Annotated in this window: 27 protein-coding genes; 6 read left to right on the top strand and 21 right to left on the bottom strand. The window is 64.1% G+C overall.

The window, feature by feature from the left end:
* Positions 1–38 precede the first annotated feature (38 nt).
* Complete coding sequence (locus ADE01S_RS31515; RefSeq protein ID WP_156494252.1) at positions 39–185, top strand: hypothetical protein; 147 nt, start codon at positions 39–41, stop codon at positions 183–185.
* Between the two features lie 33 nt (positions 186–218).
* Entirely contained in the window at positions 219–902 is a 684-nt protein-coding gene (locus tag ADE01S_RS09175; protein ID WP_062681376.1) for an SOS response-associated peptidase, read from the top strand.
* A gap of 4 nt (positions 903–906) precedes the next feature.
* Here ADE01S_RS09175 and ADE01S_RS09180 read toward each other — a convergent pair whose 3' ends face one another.
* On the bottom strand, positions 907–1,101 hold the full coding sequence (locus ADE01S_RS09180; RefSeq protein WP_062681377.1) for a hypothetical protein: 195 nt from the start codon (positions 1,099–1,101) through the stop codon (positions 907–909).
* An 86-nt stretch (positions 1,102–1,187) separates the two neighbouring features.
* Here ADE01S_RS09180 and ADE01S_RS09185 point away from each other — a divergent pair, with 86 nt between their 5' ends.
* The 4 genes from ADE01S_RS09185 to ADE01S_RS32290 all read left to right on the top strand — a co-directional run bounded on the left by ADE01S_RS09185 (position 1,188) and on the right by ADE01S_RS32290 (position 2,767).
* Entirely contained in the window at positions 1,188–1,514 is a 327-nt protein-coding gene (locus ADE01S_RS09185) for a hypothetical protein (RefSeq protein WP_087881364.1), read from the top strand.
* 46 nt (positions 1,515–1,560) lie between these two features.
* Positions 1,561–2,013, top strand: coding sequence for an AcrIF11 family anti-CRISPR ADP-ribosyltransferase (locus ADE01S_RS09190; RefSeq protein ID WP_062681378.1), 453 nt, complete (start codon positions 1,561–1,563; stop codon positions 2,011–2,013).
* On the top strand, positions 2,010–2,303 hold the full coding sequence (locus ADE01S_RS09195; protein ID WP_062681379.1) for a helix-turn-helix domain-containing protein: 294 nt from the start codon (positions 2,010–2,012) through the stop codon (positions 2,301–2,303). The genes ADE01S_RS09190 and ADE01S_RS09195 overlap by 4 nt, the downstream gene beginning before the upstream one ends.
* Before the next feature lie 65 nt (positions 2,304–2,368).
* Positions 2,369–2,767 (top strand): BPTD_2524 family lipoprotein, encoded by a 399-nt coding sequence (locus ADE01S_RS32290; protein WP_367305461.1) that lies wholly within the window; start codon positions 2,369–2,371, stop codon positions 2,765–2,767.
* A gap of 443 nt (positions 2,768–3,210) precedes the next feature.
* Here the strand turns inward: ADE01S_RS32290 and ADE01S_RS09200 are convergent, their stop codons facing one another.
* The 20 genes from ADE01S_RS09200 to ADE01S_RS09290 all read right to left on the bottom strand — a co-directional run bounded on the left by ADE01S_RS09200 (position 3,211) and on the right by ADE01S_RS09290 (position 17,562).
* Positions 3,211–3,744: a DUF2514 family protein gene (locus tag ADE01S_RS09200; protein ID WP_242663388.1), complete on the bottom strand. Its 534-nt coding sequence runs from the start codon at positions 3,742–3,744 to the stop codon at positions 3,211–3,213.
* On the bottom strand, positions 3,741–4,274 hold the full coding sequence (locus ADE01S_RS09205) for a hypothetical protein (protein WP_062681380.1): 534 nt from the start codon (positions 4,272–4,274) through the stop codon (positions 3,741–3,743). The genes ADE01S_RS09200 and ADE01S_RS09205 overlap by 4 nt, the downstream gene beginning before the upstream one ends.
* Entirely contained in the window at positions 4,271–4,540 is a 270-nt protein-coding gene (locus ADE01S_RS09210; RefSeq protein ID WP_062681381.1) for a phage holin family protein, read from the bottom strand. The genes ADE01S_RS09205 and ADE01S_RS09210 overlap by 4 nt, the downstream gene beginning before the upstream one ends.
* Before the next feature lie 10 nt (positions 4,541–4,550).
* Positions 4,551–4,904: a putative holin gene (locus tag ADE01S_RS09215; protein ID WP_062681382.1), complete on the bottom strand. Its 354-nt coding sequence runs from the start codon at positions 4,902–4,904 to the stop codon at positions 4,551–4,553.
* A 78-nt stretch (positions 4,905–4,982) separates the two neighbouring features.
* Positions 4,983–5,501, bottom strand: a complete 519-nt coding sequence (locus ADE01S_RS09220; RefSeq protein ID WP_062681383.1) for a hypothetical protein — start codon at positions 5,499–5,501, stop codon at positions 4,983–4,985.
* A complete protein-coding gene (locus ADE01S_RS09225; protein WP_062681384.1) occupies positions 5,501–6,172 on the bottom strand; it encodes a hypothetical protein in 672 nt (223 codons plus the stop codon). The genes ADE01S_RS09220 and ADE01S_RS09225 overlap by 1 nt, the downstream gene beginning before the upstream one ends.
* Position 6,173: 1 nt before the next feature.
* Positions 6,174–10,130 (bottom strand): TipJ family phage tail tip protein, encoded by a 3,957-nt coding sequence (locus ADE01S_RS09230; protein WP_062681385.1) that lies wholly within the window; start codon positions 10,128–10,130, stop codon positions 6,174–6,176.
* Positions 10,118–10,504, bottom strand: coding sequence for a hypothetical protein (locus ADE01S_RS09235; protein WP_062681386.1), 387 nt, complete (start codon positions 10,502–10,504; stop codon positions 10,118–10,120). The genes ADE01S_RS09230 and ADE01S_RS09235 overlap by 13 nt, the downstream gene beginning before the upstream one ends.
* A 1-nt stretch (position 10,505) precedes the next feature.
* Positions 10,506–10,982 carry a DUF1833 family protein gene (locus tag ADE01S_RS09240; protein WP_062681387.1) on the bottom strand — a complete coding sequence of 159 codons (477 nt, stop codon included), beginning with the start codon at positions 10,980–10,982 and terminating at the stop codon, positions 10,506–10,508.
* A 1-nt stretch (position 10,983) separates the two neighbouring features.
* A complete protein-coding gene (locus tag ADE01S_RS09245; protein WP_062681388.1) occupies positions 10,984–11,331 on the bottom strand; it encodes a hypothetical protein in 348 nt (115 codons plus the stop codon).
* 1 nt (position 11,332) lies between these two features.
* On the bottom strand, positions 11,333–14,293 hold the full coding sequence (locus ADE01S_RS09250; RefSeq protein WP_062681389.1) for a phage tail tape measure protein: 2,961 nt from the start codon (positions 14,291–14,293) through the stop codon (positions 11,333–11,335).
* 33 nt (positions 14,294–14,326) lie between these two features.
* Entirely contained in the window at positions 14,327–14,584 is a 258-nt protein-coding gene (locus ADE01S_RS09255; RefSeq protein ID WP_062681390.1) for a phage tail assembly protein T, read from the bottom strand.
* Positions 14,585–14,655: 71 nt separating this feature from the next.
* Entirely contained in the window at positions 14,656–14,988 is a 333-nt protein-coding gene (locus ADE01S_RS09260; RefSeq protein WP_062681391.1) for a hypothetical protein, read from the bottom strand.
* 10 nt (positions 14,989–14,998) lie between these two features.
* On the bottom strand, positions 14,999–15,496 hold the full coding sequence (locus ADE01S_RS09265; RefSeq protein WP_075873267.1) for a phage tail tube protein: 498 nt from the start codon (positions 15,494–15,496) through the stop codon (positions 14,999–15,001).
* Between the two features lie 61 nt (positions 15,497–15,557).
* Positions 15,558–15,929: a DUF3168 domain-containing protein gene (locus tag ADE01S_RS09270; RefSeq protein ID WP_062681393.1), complete on the bottom strand. Its 372-nt coding sequence runs from the start codon at positions 15,927–15,929 to the stop codon at positions 15,558–15,560.
* Positions 15,929–16,414: a hypothetical protein gene (locus tag ADE01S_RS09275; protein WP_062681394.1), complete on the bottom strand. Its 486-nt coding sequence runs from the start codon at positions 16,412–16,414 to the stop codon at positions 15,929–15,931. Before ADE01S_RS09275 ends, ADE01S_RS09270 begins: the two co-directional genes overlap by 1 nt.
* Positions 16,411–16,566 (bottom strand): hypothetical protein, encoded by a 156-nt coding sequence (locus ADE01S_RS31520; protein WP_156494253.1) that lies wholly within the window; start codon positions 16,564–16,566, stop codon positions 16,411–16,413. Before ADE01S_RS31520 ends, ADE01S_RS09275 begins: the two co-directional genes overlap by 4 nt.
* Before the next feature lie 65 nt (positions 16,567–16,631).
* Entirely contained in the window at positions 16,632–17,006 is a 375-nt protein-coding gene (locus tag ADE01S_RS09280; RefSeq protein WP_062681467.1) for a head-tail adaptor protein, read from the bottom strand.
* Entirely contained in the window at positions 17,006–17,335 is a 330-nt protein-coding gene (locus ADE01S_RS09285; protein ID WP_062681395.1) for a head-tail connector protein, read from the bottom strand. Before ADE01S_RS09285 ends, ADE01S_RS09280 begins: the two co-directional genes overlap by 1 nt.
* A gap of 2 nt (positions 17,336–17,337) precedes the next feature.
* Positions 17,338–17,562: a hypothetical protein gene (locus ADE01S_RS09290; protein ID WP_062681396.1), complete on the bottom strand. Its 225-nt coding sequence runs from the start codon at positions 17,560–17,562 to the stop codon at positions 17,338–17,340.
* Positions 17,563–17,577 lie beyond the last annotated feature (15 nt).

Genomic DNA, 17,577 nt, shown 5'->3' on the forward strand with positions numbered 1-17,577 from the left:
GGCCACATGATCGCCCGCAATGGGGTAGTGTGATGGGCATGGAAATCTGGCCTTACAACGAATATTTCACCGTCGCGGAATTCGCCGCCCTGCCGGTCGCGCAGCAGCGGCAGATCGCTCTGATCGTCCGCGCGCTGGTCTACTACCTCCAGCACCATTCCGAGGCCGCGGCGGGCCTGGACTGATCCTATACTGGCCCTTCCGACCGGGAGGCCACCATGTGCAGCCACTACACCGCGCTCAAGAAGCAGGAACAGCTGGAGAAGTACTTCGGCGCGCGCGGGATTCCGCTGCCACCGAAGTCGGATATGTGGCCCGGGTACCAGGGGCCGCTCATCCGGCGGCCGCCCGAGCATGACGCCGGCGACGACGCGGTACCGGAGCGCGAAGCGGTCGTCGGCCGCTGGGGCATGATCGCACCCAGCACTCCGCCCGAGAAGCTGGCGAAGGCCGAGAAGATCGCGCCCTTCAATTCCAAGAGCGAGACGGCCCATGAAATCTGGACATTCCGCCTGGCCTCGCAACATGGCCGGCGCTGCATCATCCCTGCCGAGGCCATCTTCGAGCCCGATTGGCGCCCCGTGTATGAGCAGCGAGGGGAACATCCCGTCCCTACTCGCTTCGCCCGAGCCGACGGCGCGCCCATGGGCATTGCCGGCCTGTGGGACCGTTACCGCGACGCGGCAGGCCAGTGGCAGTTGAGCTACACCGTGCTCACCATCAACGCCGACGATGACCCGCTGTTCAAGCACTACCACCAGGCCGGCAAGGAAAAGCGTATGGTCGTGATCCTGCCGGAGGGAGCCTACGCGGATTGGTTGACAGCCCCGGTAGCCGACACCCGGGAGTTCCTGCTGCCCTACCCGGCCGAGCGCCTGGTCGCGGAGCCCCAGCCCAAGTAGTTCGCTACCCTAGTTTCTGCTGGTACAGGTCCTGGGCCGCGCCCAGCGAGCCGCGCATGCCGTAGATCGTGCCGCCGCCTCCCCGGCTAAACCAGAGCTCGTATTGCCACATGCCGTCCACGAACACGCGGCAGATCGTCCAGCCCGGCGGCCCCTCCCAGTAGTAGTCGTCCCTCTGCGTCCATTCCGTATCGGCCATGCTCCGTCTCCTGCCGGCCGAAATCGGGGCCGAATTGCACTAGGATTCGTCTGAAATATACTGTTTATTTATACAGCATATTGGGCATGACTGTGGACTTCAAATGCGCCGTACAGCGCACCCATCAGCGCGGCGAGCGACGCCGCGACAACGACCCCGGCCGGATCGCTGTCGGGACGGTGCGCATGTATTCGATCATGCATCCAGAGTTGAAGCGGTATGTCTCAGTAATGACAATGAAGCCGCTCCACGGCTATGACACCGGGCCTGAAGTGGCAATCCCTGACCTATTGGAGCCCGAACTGCTGACGTTTGGCTCTGATCGCGGGATGATGATCTGCGGCTTCGAAGAGATAGACGGCCAGCGCTACTATCAGGGTTGGTGGATGCAATGGGTAGCGGCAAAAGCTTGACGCCTTTCTGCATGACTATATAATTTAGTCAAAAGCGGAGAGCGACATGCAACTCTTTCACACCAGCCCCAGCGAAATCAGCACGATCACCAGCACCGGCCGTTTCGGCTCATTTCTGTTTTTCTCCGCCCGCGCCTATACGATGACAGCAGGCGAAGCGCTGGTGTACAGCCTGGAAATCGACGACGACAGCATCATCGACGCAGGCCGACTGTTCTATCACGAAGACGCGGCCAGGCTGCAACCGCTGGTTGACGAACTAGCGGCTCGCCTCGGCCTCGACGAAGACGACGCCGAGGCCCTGATCGACGAGTCGAAATCGGTCTTCGACCTTGACGGGATCGAAGATGACCTCGGCGAAATATCGTGGGACATCCAGGCAATCACCGCCCGCGCCGCGGCGATCCTGGGTTTTCGCGGCGTTGCCGTACGCGATGAGCAGGGAACGTCCTACCTCGTCGACATGGCCGGCCACGAGTCCGAGTTGGTACGCATATGACGCCGGCCGACTTCCAAGCCTGGCGCCATCGCATGGGGTACTCGCAGCGCGCAGCCGCGGAAGCCCTAGGCGTATCCCTGCCCACGTTGCAGGCTTGGGAACGCGGAACCGCTTTCGCAACGGGCAAACCGGTTGTAATCGACAAGCGAACTGCGCTGGCCTGCGCGGCCATCTCCGCCGGTCTGCTGGCGGGGCTAGAGGACGAGCCCTGTGTGCTGGAACGTGACCAGATGACGGCAGAACTGCTGGAAGAGCCGCGCAAGCTGCGCAAGGGCATGCCGTCGAGGTAGAAGATGCTTGGCCTTTCAGCTTCGTCGACGTGTTACAGTCCTTGCCGCCATTCCTGGAGCAGAGTATGAGACGCGTCATCGGGGTGTTCGGCATCGCTATCGTTCTTTCCGGCTGCATCACGGGCATTACCAAGTCGAGCCCGTCAATGACAATCGAGACAGATACCACCTACCAGGAAGCATATAGACGCGCAGACGCGTTCGCGCGCGAGTGCCACTCAGATGCCGGCGGCCCACTTTTAGGATCCTTCACGGTAAGCGGAAACCTATATTCCGACAACTCCACCGGTGTAGTGCGCGTGCAGCACCCTAGCGCCACTGGTGATCTTCTGCGGGTGGACATTCGAACCGCAGCTACAGGGTCGACAGCAGTTGCATGGGTAGCAGGAATCGGGATGTGGGATCAGCGAGAGCTAGAAGCACTCGCCGCTTCAATGCGGACCGGCAAAGTCAGTTGCCGTTAAGCCTTCGGAGCCTACCGCTCCCACCACGTGAGCCCAAAATGGAGCCTTGGAGGCGGCGTTCCTGCGCAGACCAATCCCTACAGAAGGACTTAGAGCTTCGTCAGAGCGAGTTCGTCTAGATTTATCACGCTCGGGACGCCCAATGCCGGCCGTCGCATAGCATTCGCCCCAGCCCCACCACCGTCGGACGTTGACGCTGTCCCAATTGGAAAGCTGTTGGGCTCAAAGCGCTGGTATGGGAGTGCACGGAGGTGCTTCAGGTAGCCGCTGACGAAGCCCGCCGTTCCGGGGCGGACGTGGTTGCGAATGTGAAGACAGGCCAACGCTTCAGCATGTGGGCCTGGGCGCGTCGAGTTGCCTGTGGCGACAGTTATAGCCTCGCCGAGGGCGTAACCATCGACTGCGTGAAGCTCGTCGGCACATTGCGCTAAGCCCTGCCCTTATCACTTCCGCAGCGCGTCATAGGTCCGCTCGCAGGTCAGTCCCGCGATGCGGGCACGATCTGCAACCCCTGCAAGTTCCGTAGCTCGGTCGCTAACCCTGCCGAGCATGTAGGCAAGCAGATCGACGGCGTCGGCCCCTGCCGGGCTTCCGTCGGCAGCGGCGGGGTCTCGGGCGATTGCGGCGCCAGCCAGCGCGTCGGCGTGGGTACGCAACCGGTCGCGCTCAGAACGCAGACCAGCAGCATCAGCAGCCGCGCGAGCGGCTTGGTTCTGTGCATCATCACGGGCTTTCTCCACCGCGGCCGTGCGCCGCCTTTCTTCATCTCGGGCCGCCTCGATGGCGGTCATAGTGGCCTGGGCCTGGGCGTCACGTTCCTGCGCGCGGGATGCCTCGGCCCTGGCCGTCTTCGCGTCCCAGCGCCAGCCCTGGGCCTGCCAGGCCGCGCCGCCCAGGACCAGGCCACCGGCAAGTGCTGCCGCCGCGTAGCCTCGCCAGCCTGCCAGAGCGCCGGCGGCGCGCGCCAGCGCGCTCACGGTGCCACCTCGGTCAATGCCTGGGCATGGTTGCCGGCCCACTTCGCACGAAGCTCCGCACGCTGGGTCGGCGTGCCGCGCGCGTAGGCTCCGGGGCGCCAGGTCCGAAGGTACAGAGCCCAGGCGCCCTCGGTATCGCCGACCGCCGGGAGCCGGCCCGGGTCGCTCCACAGGAGCAGCCGCGCCAGGCCAGCCGCCAGCACATCGTCATGCTCGATGGCGTCCCAGATCGCGGCATCGCGCGCCGGTACGCCCCGGGCCTGGTACAGGTGCGCGGCCGTGGCGCGCGTGGCGACGTGCAGCCGAACACCGTGCACCATCCCGCCGCCCAGTTCCGCCTGCCATAAGCTCTTTGCCGGGCCGACAGGACGCGGCGGGTTGCCCACGAGTTGGCGCCGATCCTTGAACTTGGATTCTTGCAGGCCGGTGGCGAGCAGCATGATGCGTGCGGCCGGCGTGTCCATTCTGGGGGGCAGCAGCGCCAACGCGGGATCGATGGCCGTCCGAACGATGGTCTGCAACAGCGTCATGACCACACCCCCGTCCGCCCCATGACGGCGACATTTCCTTGCGAGCGCCAGACGATTGCGCAGACCGTGACCGACATGACGGCCTGCCACACTGTGACCGGGGCATGCCCGATCACGATGTCGATGGCCTGGCCGCCGGCCGCGACGATCAGCAGGTACGCCAGGAGCGAGACACCGGGCCGGTACCGGCAGCCGCCGCGGCGCCAGCAGATGAGCCGTCCGGCCGTCAGCACGCTGGCCAGCACGATGATGGTTTCGATCAGCATGACGCTCTCCTTATTTCTTGGAAAACACCGACCGCCAGAATTCGGCAAGGTCGATAGACTTGATCCGGTCAATTGCCACCAGCGTCAGGTGAACCACCAGCGCCGAGACGCCGTAGGCGATCAGCAACGGCGATTTGATGGGCGACAGCGCGGCGACATCCGCCACCGCGGCGTAGCCCACCACCAGCGAAACGATCATGTAGACCGCACGCGCCCACAAGGTCGCGTCCTTCGCGGTCAGCGCGAACGTCACGCTGCCCGCGAAAGCCCCGATCACTGCGCTGGGGTCCAGCTTGGTGACCAGTGCGGCCACGCCGACGATGGCGCTCACGACCCAGGCGGTCACTGCGTTGGGTTCTGTCATTTGCTTTCCTATTTTTGGGGCGTAAAAAAGCCCGCCGAAGCGGGTTGATCTGATTGGAGATTGGCTAGGTACGGAAGGTCAGTCCCACACGACCGCATCAATGGCCTCAGGAGTTTCGGCCGCCAGCGCCAGGCCTCGCAGGGCTTGCCGCTTGCCTGTCAGCGCTCCAATGATCTGGCGATACTGCAGATCCATGTCGCGAATCTTCGTGGCCAATTCCTCGCGCGTGATGCCGCGCGCCGGCGCCGCCGCATCGATCCACGGCGTAGCGTCGTCGGAGCCCGCCAGCACGGCAGCAGATTCCATGATCTGCACCGGCCAGGTCTCGCGTTCAGCGTCCGGATATCCATCAGCGAGTGCTGCGGCCGCCGCGGCATAGCCCGCGTTAATTTCGGCCTCCTTGGCCGCGCGCAGCTCGTCCAACGTAGGCGCTTCGGGGGTCGGCACCGATGCGACAGCTTGGAGCGTCGAGGGAATGACCGTCAAAACTTCGCCCAACGCGTTGCGGAACTCCCGGCCCGCTTCCGTCACGATTACGACGACGTCGTCGTCCAACGCCCAGAATTGGCCAGTAGCGGGGTCTTTGAAGTTCTGCATTAGCGGTACTCCGTCCACACAATGGAAACGATGCCGTCAGTGAACACCCGGTAAGTCGATCCGGGCGGCACGATCATCGAGCCGGCGACGGTCCCGCCAGAAAACGTACTCGGCCATCCGGGACGATCCATAACAACGGCGTCAACCTGTAGGGACAAGCTGATGGAAGAACCGGACCCAATACCGCGAACGCTGACCAGGATTGGCTTGCTCGTGCTGTTGGTGTAGATGGTTCCGGCGGCACGGCTGGCCGAGACGTCCTGCCAGCTCTGCCCCACGCCCAATATTGCGGCCGACTGGGTCTTCAACGTGGCGATCACCGAGAACGACAAGTCGGATTTGACATAGGCGCCACTGACCCAGCGATAAAAGCCATCCTCGGGCACGAAGATCAGCCCGATATCTTGGGTCGGAAGTTCCGCCAAGGGGAAAGACGGAATATGCGACCGGAGCAAAGCCCCCTCGGTCACCCATCCCGTATGGGCCGCATTCCGCCGCTTGATGAGATTGTTTGCCGTATCCGCCCAAGTCGATAAAGGCCAGGCCAGCGCAGCGGGGTCGGTATCGCCCGAGAAGTCCGTGGCGATGGTCTGAAGCGCATCATTCAGCGCTGGGAAGACCACGACGCCAGGTTGTGGCGGCGTGATCGACAATTGAGGAGGTGCCTGCATATCAGTACCCTTGAGCAATCCAGTTGATCGAGCGCTCCACCGGAATGGAGCCGTTGAAAATTCTGATGTCGAAGCCGAGCTCATCGGACGTCGCGGCCAATACAACAGCGCGGTCGCCGTTCTGAGTGTCCAGAATCGTGACTTGAAGATTGGGCCGTGCGTGGAAGGGCTTGGGGAACGTCACGCGCATTCCCGCGGCCGGAACCGCGACGGACTCGGCGCGCTGAACCAGATCTGGCACATCGACAGTCCAGCGGAATCGCGACACAAGCGGAATGATCCGAGGGTTCGCAGTGGCCAGGTACAGGCGCACATCGAAGTGCCTGGCATTGACCAGGCCAGGGACGAAGTCCACCCATTCCGACCACTCCCCATCCTCCTGCGCATGGCGGATCTGCGGCCTCAGCGTGATGGCCTGCCGTGCAGAACCATTCAACAGGTCATCGACCGCGAGCAGGTCAGGGATGGACAACAGGTCATCGTCCTGGCTGATCGCCAGAAATTCGATATCGAAATCGATGCGCACAGGCGCCACGTAGCCAATATCAACCTGGTCGCTCACCGAATTGGTGTAGGTTCCTTCTGGTGCTGCACCTCCCATCCACAGCAGATCCGATTCTGCCAAGAGATCGGGGCTTGCCAGCAAGTCGCCTTGGGCGGCCAAAGACAGGTTGCCTTCGTAGACGATGGCCCCGCCGGAAAGAGAGCCGGTCCATTCCGGCGCCTCGTCTTGAACCAGCAGGACATTTCGCACCAGCACCGCGCCCGAGATCGCAATGCCAGCTGCGGGCCCGTACACGACTGTTCCATTGGACAGCTTGAACCGCGCTGCTGCCCAGTAGCCGCCGTTGCCGACCGCCAGCATGTCCTGCGAGCTCGTTATGCCCACTAGGCGCGAGTTTGCCCAGCTGTCGCCGATCCGGACCTCATAGGCCGGTTCCCGCACATCCATGACCTTCCGCCAACTCAACACGGTCAGGCCATCGCGGAACACCGTCGTCAGCCCCTCCACCGGCGGCAGAGGCGCGGCCAGGCCTTCGACCTTGTAGGTCAACGTCTTCGGCGTGCCAGCCCCGGTCGACCCCTTGGGAACCACCGTCGCAACGATCACGTCTCCCGTCTGCACGACGAGGTCGAGCGAGCGCCCCTCGACGGTCTGCGCGACGCGCTGCACGCCATTTACCGCTACCTTGATCTGCACCGGCATATCGCGGGACAGCGCCCAGGACAGTCCCACGCGGATCTGGTCGGCGCTTACGCTCACGATCGATTCGGTAGCGCTCAGGGAGAACATCACGCCGCTCAGCAGCCCACCATCGCGGGGCGGCGTGTACAGGTAGGGGTTCGACTCGCAGGCGTAGTACTCCGGGTCGTCATCGATCGCCTCGAAGCGCAGGCCATCTCCGGCCGGCGCCACCCCCGAGACCTTGAACCGCCGGCCCGGGGTCGCCAACGGGTCGAACTGCCATGCCCAATCAAAGGGGGAACAGTCCTCGTACCCTTCATCCCCCGGCATCGGGAACCCGTCCAGGTCGGTCACGATGGTGAGCTCGTCAACCTCTCCCACATCGGAGGACACCGTCACGACCTTCATGTTGCCGTCGGGGTCGCGCAACATGACCGTGCCGCTTCCAGCACTGGGCACGGCTTGCTGCAACTTCATCAGCGCGCCACCACTGCCCGGCATGAGGCGGCCGGAGTAGCCCCATACGGTCAGGTCGTGCGAGAACGACACCACGTCGCCGCGCGTGCAGACCAAGCCTTCAAGGTCAGTTTCCCAGGAGACGCGCCGGCGCTTCCACACCTGGCTAGCAGCGATCAAGTTCGCTTCGCGCCCGGCCATGTCGGCGTTCGTGCAGCCGTCCAAATCCAGCTGCAGCGGATTATTGGTAGCGATGGCGCCCGGGACCTTGGCGCGCACCTCGTCCATCACCCAGCCCGCGTCCTTGTTCACGAAGTTGGCCACAATCTCGTCGACCGTGCCCTCGTTGATGTAGGTGATCTTGAAGGAGCCCGCGCGCACGTTGAACGGCCCGAACATGGCGGATACCGGTAGGTTCTCGGCATCCCACACGACCCCTAGCTTTCCAGTCTGGTACGTCATCGATGCGCGCCCTGCCCTGGCGATCATCTGGAGCACGGCCGCGGCGCTCATCTTCTGATCCAGGACATAATCGAACGTCAGCCGCTTTCGGTCGCACCATAGCCCCCAAGCCTTGATGGACTCGAAGTCGATCTGGGCGTCGGTCAGCCCACCACCGTAGATGCGCTGCCCGGCCGAGTCCCTTTTGCCGCGCGCGAACCACAGGAACCACCACGCCGGGTTGCTCGTCGTAGTCCACTTCCACTCCGAGCCCGTCCAGACCGAGCACCATGCTGAAGCGATAGCGCTGAATTCATCAACGGCCCCGTTCAGCTGCGACGACGCCTGGATACGCAGCGCCACACGCAGCTGACCCGAGTAATCGGCCGTGTCGGTCTGGTAGCAGAGGATCTGGCTGATCGCCGTCTGGTTCGATTCGCGACTGCTCTGTATGTCAGCGGTCACCTTCCAGGCGCGGACCTCGTACATGCCAACCGGGACATTCCACGAGACGGTCTGGCGCGTCGGCTCCTGCCGGGCACCGGTGACGCGAACGCCGGGAGTTGTGCTGTAACCGATCAGAGGATCGGGCGCGATTCCGTACCAGGGCTGGCCCATCTGGAAAGGGTGCGGCTTCCAGCGCCAAACGCCCATGACCGGTGGCACTACCGTCTCGCCCGCATCGCCGCCGCCAAAGCTGTACCCGGGCTTGATGACGAACGTTTCACCATCCGTATGGTCAGCCGGATTTGTCGAGCCAAACCCAACCTGCTGTTCACGTCGGTAGGCCTCGCCCGCATCTCCTCCGCCCGTGCCGGTATCGATCTGCATCTTGGCCCAGTAATGGGTCGCATAGATGGCATCGTTAAGCAGGCCAATGTCCGCCCAGGCCCCGCCGACCGGCCGATACTGCAAGCGAAGGTCAACAGATCGCGCTTCCAGCCCCCCGGCGTCGTTCACGTAGAACAGCTGCGACGCAATCTCAACGGAGATATGCGTCACATCGCTCGGGGTCGTGCGAGTGTTGATCACACCGGATTGCAGCGTGAACCCCTGCAGCGTATCCACGTTTCCGGAGAACATGGACAGCGCGCCGGTGTTGGGGTCGGACGATTGCAGCTGGACCCCTTGGTAATTGGAGACCGGCGTTTCTCCGATCTTCAAATCGCTCAGCGTAATGCCATTGAGCTGAAGCCCGAAATGGAAGATCTGGTTCAGAAACTGCGTGTCCCCTACATACTGCGAGTAGGGTTTCGCCCCGGAATCTGGAACTACCTTGTGCCGGCCGAAGATGAGCGTCATCGGCTCCCAGGGCCGGGACCGATTGCGCCCGCCCTGGATCGCGTACGTCGGACTGCTCTCGTACTTCTGACCGGTGCCCAGCTTCGCGGCGGTGGGCGTAGGCAGCGGCAGCAGCGCGCCAACGAGCAAGGAGCCGCCGAGCATGATGCCAGCCGACAGGGCAGAACCGCCGAGCGTGGCAACCTCGATGCCGCCGACCATCTTGGTTAGGCCGGCGAACGCCGGGGCGTAGAACGCCGCGGCAACGACCGCCAACATGGCCACCGTGCGCAGCACTTTCCCGCCGCCACCGCCCCCCAAAGCGCGGGCGCTTACAACCACCATATCGCCCTGGCGAGGGATCAGCCGATCCCACAGCGCCAGCGGCACGGGGCGGCCGTTGTGCTCGACGCGCAGCACCCGCGACGGCGCGGCGATGCGCGTACGCCGCATGAAGGCGCCCAGCGTCTCACCCGGCAGGAATGCCGCGTAGCAATCGATGCGATCGCCGCTCTCAAACGGACGCGGATACACCACGAGCGACGGCGATGCGATCGGCCCGGCAGGAACGACTGTCTGCGTCACGTCTTCCATCGGAAATATCCCTCAAGCTTGTAATCGACGCGGATCATGTCGCGCAGGCGCTGGCGCACCACGGCGCCGAAAGCGCGGTCGGCATGCATCACCCACCATTCATGCGCCATGAACGCCATGACACCGATGTGGAACAGGTCGCCGCGCGATCGCAGCAGCACCGGGTGCCCCTCGATCGGGGCAATAACAGGATCTGCAAATTGCGCCTGGTTGGCGCGAATCTGCGCGGCCTGAGCGCGCAGCGCCACCTCGTGCCCGCTCGGCAAACCCGGAGTGATCCCCAGGTACTCGCGGGCGACGCGTTCGGCGAACGCGGCGCAATCGCCGGTCTCGGGAACATAGGGTTGCCCGATGTATTTTTCCGTCCAGTGCATCTTAGAAATTCCCAGGCGAAGTGGTCGGATCGAAGCGCACCGCCACTGCGGATTGCATCAACGTGTTCTTAAAACCGAGTTCGCCGGACACCCGGTAATTCGAGATCAACAGGCCCGCCAGGTCCATCGTCATATCGAATTCCAGATTGGAGGGGTTTGAACGCAGCACCAGGATGAGGCGGCACCGAGCGCCGGCGCCACCCTGGCTCACCTCAAGCCATTCCGTCAACTCTCGACCGATGTTGTCGACCTCAAGCTTCGCGCCGGGCACCTGCTCATGCTGGTCATCCGGCAGCGATAGGTCGAACCGGCAAGCGAGGAATTTGTGGCCCTCCACATCGATATCCACTGTGTCGTTCACAAATCGCGCCGGCACCGCCAGATCCGAATGCGTGATCTCGATCAGTTCCAGGAGCGGCTCGTCCGCGCTGGTCGCGTTGAGGTTGCGTTTGGCCCGGGGGGAAAAATTCCGGCTCATATCAGCCCACCGTTTCCAGCTGAGCCGTTGCCCGCCATACCCTTCCTGGGCTGGACCAGGAAACCTTCCCCGACACGAACCGCGCTTGCTTGAGCACCAAGTCAAGCGGGTCAGTCCAACCAAACCACCCGCCGCCGCCGTTCAAGTCGGACCTCATCCATGCATCGAATGCGTTTTTCTGCGCCACGCTCCCCACATGAATAACCACGTCGCGGGTGACGATCGGCGTGGTCCAGCGCCGCCGCTGCTTGGTGATGCCGCCGTCCATGTCGGTGCGCAGAACACCATAGTCGGCATCCTCCTTGAAGCCTTCCAGCAGCACTTTTGCGTAGCTCGGAAATACCGCCATGTCACCCTCCCATTACGCCGCGCACCGCTTGGGCGGATCGGCCATTTCGCTGCAAGTCGCTCACGACAATGCTGATCACTTCGCCACTCACGTCCAAGCGACGATTCACGCCCGTCACCTGCTGCGGCGTACCGTTGTTGATGATCTCCACTTGCAGAGCGCCGCCCGACTGCGCGCGGCCAGCTGGCGGTGGAAGCGCTGGAGATCCAGCCATCCCGCCTACCGCGTGGCCCGTCCGAATGGAGCGCCGCAAAGCGTGGAAGCCGCTCGCTCCACCCAGGGCACGGATCTCGTCCTGGTTCAGCACGCCCTCGCCGCGGTGAACAATCCCGGCCGGCTCGAAGCGGCCGCCGTCCCCGGTGTAGCCGCCCGAGGAAAACTGGATGCTGTCCAGCAATCCGCCCGCAGTGCCGCCAATGCCCTGCAGGCTTGAGCCGGATACCGCGGAACCGCTGCCCATCCAGCTGCCCAGCAAGCCGCCCAGGGCGCCAGCCAGGGGGCCGGTGATGCTCTGCTGAATGGCAATTCGGGCCATGTCGGAAATGATGCTGTCGGCAAGATCCTTGAAACTCAGTTTCCCGGTACGGACAAACCCCGTCAGCGCGTCGTCCATGCCGGTAAACGCGTTTGTCACCGCACCTTCAATTGACGAAGCCACGTTCAGCACGCTGTCAACGTAGTTCCCCAACCCGCGCGACATGCCCAACTGCCACGAGGATTCCGCCTCGCGCTTGCGGGCGGCGGAATCCTGAAGGATTGCTACCTGGCGATCTTCAGCATCGCGCAAGGCTTCAATTCGCGCCGCGTACGCAGCCTGGTCCAGGCGCGTGGATTCGACCTGCTGGTCCTCCTCCAGCTTGCGGCGGCGCTCGGCGTACTTCTGCCGAATCGCCACCTCCTGCTCCAACTGCTCGCGATGCTGGTCGGTCATCCCGACGCCCGCGACCTCGATGTCCCGTTCACGCTGGTACAGGTCTATCTCACGCTGGACCGCGTCGAAGTAGCGCGCAGACTCAGCGGCCTTTTTGGTGGCCTCCTCGGCCTCCTTCCAGGCTTGGATCTCGTCGAACAGCGCGATGGCGCGGGCGCGGTGCGCCTCCGACCCCTTGGCCTGCTCGATGCGATAGCGCTCCTGGGCGTCGGATGTCATGCCCAGCGTCGCGCGCTGCTCTTCCAGGCGCTTGACCAAGCCCTGCAACTCGCTCGCCTGCTGCGCGCTACCCTTCGGCAGGAACCGGTCGTTCAGCCGCTTCTGCGCATCGCTGTCGAACAAGGGCCCCAGCGCGGCGCGCCACTCCTTCTCCGCCCCCTTCAGTCGCTCGCCGGGCGTGGCGAACTCCTTCAGGAACTTGTCGTAGGCGGCCCGGTACTTGTCCAGCTCGTTGATGACCGGCGCCACCCCACCCGCCGCGGCGGCTTGCGCCCCCGTCAGCGCCTCGATCTCCTGGCGCAACCCGGCAACGTTCCCCGAGGCTTCGATCACCTTCTGCGCAAACTCAACCAGCCGCCCGCGGCTCGACTCGCTGGCGCGACCCGACGAGACGTAGGACTCGACCAAGGCGGCAAGCGAGGCGGCCATCTGCTCGGACGACAGGCTGGTATCGGACGCCACCGCCTTCATTTCCGCGGTGAAGTCGGCGCGGTACTGAGCAGCCGCGCGGGCGCCCTCGGTCAGCGCCGGCGTGAAGGCATTCCCCAGTTCGAAGATTGCGGCTTGGCTTTCCTTGAGGGCCGCATTCAGGTCATCCGTCTTGATGCTGATGACCTGCTGGCGTTGCAGGTCGTTCAGCTTCTGGAATGACGTCAGCAGCTCGTCGACGCTTCGCCTGGTATCAGCCACTTCGCGCGCGCCAGCCGACGCGGAATCGCGTGCATCCCGGCCGTACTGCAGCCACGCATAACCCGCAGCACCAACCGTAAGCGCAACAACACCGAGAGGCCCGCCGACCATGGCGAGGCCCGCTGCTGCCAGTCGAGACGCTGCCCCCATGGCTGCCATCCTGGAGGCTGCCACTTCGAGGGTTAGCGCCACGCCAGCCATACCGGTCGAAGCGGCGACTGCGCGAGCCGCAAACACCGTCATCGACAAGCCGGCTGATAGCACTGCCGCCGCCAGCTTTGCACCGATAACCGCAGCCAGGCCACCAGCAGCCACCGTCAGGGCGTTGAGCCCAGCCTTGGCGGCGTCGGATCCCAGTGCAGAGTTCAGCCCCTCTACGACATCGCGCAGAAAGGTTAGGCTGCCGCTCTCATCCGTCAGTAGCGCAGACACCGTATTGCGCAGACCCAGCAGCGCGCCACCCAGCGTATCGCGCGCAGCAGCTGCCGCGCCACCGTAGCTTTCCTCCAAGGCGCGCAAAATGATGGCCTGGGCCTCCGCGGTGCGACCGGAGAGCTCCAGCTGCTCGACTAGGGCCTTCTGCTCCTCCGTGAACCGGAACCCCTGCCGGCTTAGCGCGGCCAGTCCCTGGGAGGGAATGTCCAGCGCTCGACCGATGGTTTCCGCAGAAGCGCGAATCGTCATGCCGGTGCGCGCCGCCATATCGGCCGCCGCCTGCATTGCACGGGGGAACTCCTGGCCAGCAACCCCGGTGAAGGCCAAAAGGGCAGTCTGCGCTTCGTTCACCTCGCCGGCCGAGATCGTGCTGGCCGACTCAATCGCGTCGGCCATGGCGTTCAGGCTGTCAGTGCTCATAGACGCCGCGCGGCCCGTCGACTCCAGCACCGCGGCCAGCTGCGCCTGCTCGTTCTGTGCGTTGATCGTGTTCTGGACGAACGCGGTCAGCACGCTACCGGCCGAGATGCCAGCAAACGCCGCCCCAATCAGGGCAGAGGCGCGCGTCCAGGACGAGCCGGCCTGCTCAGCGCTTTGTTCCATTTCGCGCCCCGCCCGACGGGTAGTACGGGCAGCGCGGTCCATGTCGGTCTCGAAGCTGCCGGTCCGAGCCAGCAGGTCGACCACGATTGATCCGGCAGTTGACATTTCATGTACCTACTATGCCCGCGAGGGCTTCATTCCAAGGGCGGCGAACGACTTGAGGTCCGCTTCAGAGAACTGGTCCGAGAGCAACGGCATAGGGTCGTCGTCCTGCCGAAGACCCAAACCGCCGACGAGCCAATCCAGGCGCGCAGGGAAATCCCCGCCTACCTGGACGTGCGCCAGCATGGCCGCGGGGCGGTGGTACCGATGCAGGTCGTCGAAGGGAGACTCCTGGTAGAACTGCTGCCAGGATCGAAATTCGGGCTCCGTCATGACGCTCTTCAGTTCCCCGATGGTCCGCCCCAGGCCCAGGGCCAGGATGTGCCAGAAGCGGATCTCGCCCGTTAGCCTTTTCCCCGCAGGTCCGCGAAGTCGTTGATGTCGGCGATCACTTCCGACAGCTTGCGCAGCACCTTGGGCTTGATGCGATTGGCTCGCTCCAGGTCCAGCGCCGGCTTGCCGTCGGCCGTCACCATGCTGGCGACGACAAGGCGGCTGTGCGCACGATCGCGCACGTCTTCGTCCGGCGAAGTGAGAGCAGTCACCCACTTGTTGAACTCGACGTGGCTGATCGCCTTGAAGTACAGCTTGTGCTTCTTGCCGTCGCCCAGTTCGACCTCGCGATCGACAACCTGGTCGCTGACGAAGAGCGCGTCGGGGAGTTCTTGCTTTTCCATGTTGCCCCCCTTACGCCGCCGGCTTGAAGTTCCAGGCCACCTTGCCCGAACGCTGCAGCGTCAGGGTCCCGGTCACGCGGTCGTTGGTGGCGGCATCGATCGTCACCTCCGCGATGTACGCCTGGAAGCGGGCTGCGGTGCGGGCTACCGGCCAGACGAGCACATCACCGGCATCCAAAGTGGGCGGAGCCACGCCGTCGGAAAAGCCCGTGATCCAGTCCAGCACGGCGCCGGACTCCTTCAGATCCGTGAGAATGCCCTGGTGCGATTCAGCCGTCGGAATGAAGTTGAACGGGACCGACACCTGGCCGGGCGCGCCCAGGCCGGGAATGAACTCCTGGTCCTCGGTCGCATCCAGGCAGGTAACGTCGATCTGCGACTTGGTGCCCGCCCCCATGCCCGTGATGCCCGTGGGGCAGGCCATCTTCAGGATGACCGGGTCCGGGGTGGCCAGGGTGTTGAGCACGAACAGGTGAGTGCCCTGGGTTTTGATAACGCCAGCAGTCATGATGACCTCGAAATAAAAAGGCCCGCACATGGCGGGCTAAAGGGGTAGGAAAACAGACGGCTTACCGGCCTCTGATGAAGTCGGCCTGTAGCCCAATGCGGAACAGCTTGGTGTCCGTCTCTCGGGTGTGGACGATGATGCGATTGGCGATGCCAGCCGCGTCCAGCGCATCGCGCACCGCCCCCGCCAGCGATATGCAGACGGCCTCCTGGCTATCGTCCGGGCCTGTCCAGCAGTCGATCTGGACCGTGCCGCTGTCGGCATCAGGAGGCCCGCTTAGCTGGTCGTAGGGGCTATCGATGACCGTGAACCAGGTGATGTACGGCGTCGGCGTACCCTGCGGCGCCATGCCCGACACGTAGATTCTCGGGTTTGCACCGACATGGCTACGCACCGCCGGCGTGTTGATCGTCTTGAATACGGGTGCCAGCATCACAGCCTCCCTTCACGCCGGGCCTTGGCGACGACCTTCTCGATCTGGCGCGCCACGTCAGTGCTCACCAGTTCGATGACTCGCTGGCCGTGCTGCTGGACCGCAGGCCGTAGCCACGGCGTCGCGGGCTGGTGGCTGGATCCGTACTCTTTGAGCGCCGCCGTCTTGCGGGTCGTCACGGGCTCCTTACCCTTGCGCGTGTAGGTCTTTTGGCGCACGCGAACCAGGTAACGTTCGCCCTTGCTGCCGATTGGGGGCTTTCCACGGCTGGCGATGACGTTCTGCAGCAGCAAGCCGCTGGATTCGTCCCCGGTATTCACCATCGAGGCCTGGAGGTTTTCCTTGGCCCTGTCTCGCAGATACCGGGCGCCACGCGCCAACGCAGTCTTCACCGGCCCACCGCGCTTGGAGACGACCTCGGCGGGCAGCGACTGAAGCGTGCGCATCACCTCATCGACGCCGCGCAACTTCATTTCGACTTTCACAGCGGCTCTCCTTCCGGCCGGGCCTCCCCTGCCATCTCGCCGTCCAGTGTCATCGCGGGCGGTTCTTCCAACTCGCCATCTGCGGCCAGCGCCTCCAGCAGCACGTCGAGTTTTCCCTCGATACGAGCCAGGCTCGCTTCGATGCGGTCCATCTGCGAATTTGTGCCGCGTGCCGGCAAGGACGGGCTTCGCACAGGAGGAAATTGCGTATTCATGGCTATTGGCCCTCGCTCGGTCCATCCACGCAACGCAGCCGCCACTCGCGACGCGCCGTAGCGTCCGTCTCGGCGGACTGGATATTGAAGATCTGGCCGTCCCAGCGCAGGCGCCAGGACGCCAGCAGGGTTGGGCTGGTCGGAAACCAGCGCAGGTTCACCCGCGCGCCGACCTCCGCCTGCGTCGCGTTCCCGCCTTGAAACTCGCGGCCTGGACCCGTCAGGACCTCGGCGGGCACATCTTCGAGCCGCGAGCCGTCGTCCAGCACCACGATCTGCCATCCGCCGCTGCCCGGCACGATGTAGCCGTTCTCGTCGCGCACGGGATCGCCCTTCGCCTCGAAGGTCACACGGTGGCGTAGTCGGTGAGCCAGCATCACGCCCCCCATCCAATGCGGTGCGGCGCCAGCTTCACTTCGGCCGCGGCACGCAGCTTGGCGATGTCGTCGGGGCTGGCTTGATACGAGGCCTGGAGCAGCAGCATCACACCCAGCACCATACTGTCGAGCGGCGCAGTAAGCGGATCAGCGTCGACCAGCACGCCATCCACCAGGATCGCGGCGGGGACTGGCTCCAGCAGGCCCCGGTTCATGTACTGCACCGCCTCGTCCTCGGCGCTGTTCAGCAGCATCTGCAGTTTCGCGTCGTCGGCGTTGTGAATGACATCCAGGAACCGCTTCGCGGTTTCGAGGCTGATCACGGACATGGTCAATCCTTCTTGACCCGAGCGCGCCGCGAAGTGGCACTCGGCTCGCCGGCTCCGGTGGAGTCGTCCGCGGGGTCACCGGATGCGGCCTCCTTGACCGTCGGGGAGACGAGCACCGCCAGGCCCTTCTGGACCAGACGCTCGCCGATTCGTTCGGACACTTCGAACACATCACCGCGACGGCGCGTTCCCATGTGCTCGAAGGGGGATATTGCTTTCACTTCCATGTGGATCTCCTGGTG

This window comes from Achromobacter denitrificans NBRC 15125, from assembly GCF_001571365.1.
Taxonomy (GTDB): Bacteria; Pseudomonadota; Gammaproteobacteria; order Burkholderiales; family Burkholderiaceae_B; genus Achromobacter; species Achromobacter denitrificans.

Bases quoted from the DNA above. Each gene is read 5' to 3' on its own strand.
- ADE01S_RS31515 (WP_156494252.1), top strand. From the start codon at position 39: ATGGAAATCTGGCCTTACAACGAATATTTCACCGTCGCGGAATTCGCC.
- ADE01S_RS09175 (WP_062681376.1), top strand. From the start codon at position 219: ATGTGCAGCCACTACACCGCGCTCAAGAAGCAGGAACAGCTGGAGAAG.
- ADE01S_RS09180 (WP_062681377.1), bottom strand. From the start codon at position 1,101: ATGGCCGATACGGAATGGACGCAGAGGGACGACTACTACTGGGAGGGG.
- ADE01S_RS09185 (WP_087881364.1), top strand. From the start codon at position 1,188: ATGACTGTGGACTTCAAATGCGCCGTACAGCGCACCCATCAGCGCGGC.
- ADE01S_RS09190 (WP_062681378.1), top strand. From the start codon at position 1,561: ATGCAACTCTTTCACACCAGCCCCAGCGAAATCAGCACGATCACCAGC.
- ADE01S_RS09195 (WP_062681379.1), top strand. From the start codon at position 2,010: ATGACGCCGGCCGACTTCCAAGCCTGGCGCCATCGCATGGGGTACTCG.
- ADE01S_RS32290 (WP_367305461.1), top strand. From the start codon at position 2,369: ATGAGACGCGTCATCGGGGTGTTCGGCATCGCTATCGTTCTTTCCGGC.
- ADE01S_RS09205 (WP_062681380.1), bottom strand. From the start codon at position 4,274: ATGACGCTGTTGCAGACCATCGTTCGGACGGCCATCGATCCCGCGTTG.
- ADE01S_RS09210 (WP_062681381.1), bottom strand. From the start codon at position 4,540: ATGCTGATCGAAACCATCATCGTGCTGGCCAGCGTGCTGACGGCCGGA.
- ADE01S_RS09215 (WP_062681382.1), bottom strand. From the start codon at position 4,904: ATGACAGAACCCAACGCAGTGACCGCCTGGGTCGTGAGCGCCATCGTC.
- ADE01S_RS09220 (WP_062681383.1), bottom strand. From the start codon at position 5,501: ATGCAGAACTTCAAAGACCCCGCTACTGGCCAATTCTGGGCGTTGGAC.
- ADE01S_RS09225 (WP_062681384.1), bottom strand. From the start codon at position 6,172: ATGCAGGCACCTCCTCAATTGTCGATCACGCCGCCACAACCTGGCGTC.
- ADE01S_RS09230 (WP_062681385.1), bottom strand. From the start codon at position 10,130: ATGGAAGACGTGACGCAGACAGTCGTTCCTGCCGGGCCGATCGCATCG.
- ADE01S_RS09235 (WP_062681386.1), bottom strand. From the start codon at position 10,504: ATGCACTGGACGGAAAAATACATCGGGCAACCCTATGTTCCCGAGACC.
- ADE01S_RS09240 (WP_062681387.1), bottom strand. From the start codon at position 10,982: ATGAGCCGGAATTTTTCCCCCCGGGCCAAACGCAACCTCAACGCGACC.
- ADE01S_RS09245 (WP_062681388.1), bottom strand. From the start codon at position 11,331: ATGGCGGTATTTCCGAGCTACGCAAAAGTGCTGCTGGAAGGCTTCAAG.
- ADE01S_RS09255 (WP_062681390.1), bottom strand. From the start codon at position 14,584: ATGACGGAGCCCGAATTTCGATCCTGGCAGCAGTTCTACCAGGAGTCT.
- ADE01S_RS09260 (WP_062681391.1), bottom strand. From the start codon at position 14,988: ATGGAAAAGCAAGAACTCCCCGACGCGCTCTTCGTCAGCGACCAGGTT.
- ADE01S_RS09265 (WP_075873267.1), bottom strand. From the start codon at position 15,496: ATGACTGCTGGCGTTATCAAAACCCAGGGCACTCACCTGTTCGTGCTC.
- ADE01S_RS09270 (WP_062681393.1), bottom strand. From the start codon at position 15,929: ATGCTGGCACCCGTATTCAAGACGATCAACACGCCGGCGGTGCGTAGC.
- ADE01S_RS31520 (WP_156494253.1), bottom strand. From the start codon at position 16,566: ATGGACCGCATCGAAGCGAGCCTGGCTCGTATCGAGGGAAAACTCGAC.
- ADE01S_RS09280 (WP_062681467.1), bottom strand. From the start codon at position 17,006: ATGCTGGCTCACCGACTACGCCACCGTGTGACCTTCGAGGCGAAGGGC.
- ADE01S_RS09285 (WP_062681395.1), bottom strand. From the start codon at position 17,335: ATGTCCGTGATCAGCCTCGAAACCGCGAAGCGGTTCCTGGATGTCATT.
- ADE01S_RS09290 (WP_062681396.1), bottom strand. From the start codon at position 17,562: ATGGAAGTGAAAGCAATATCCCCCTTCGAGCACATGGGAACGCGCCGT.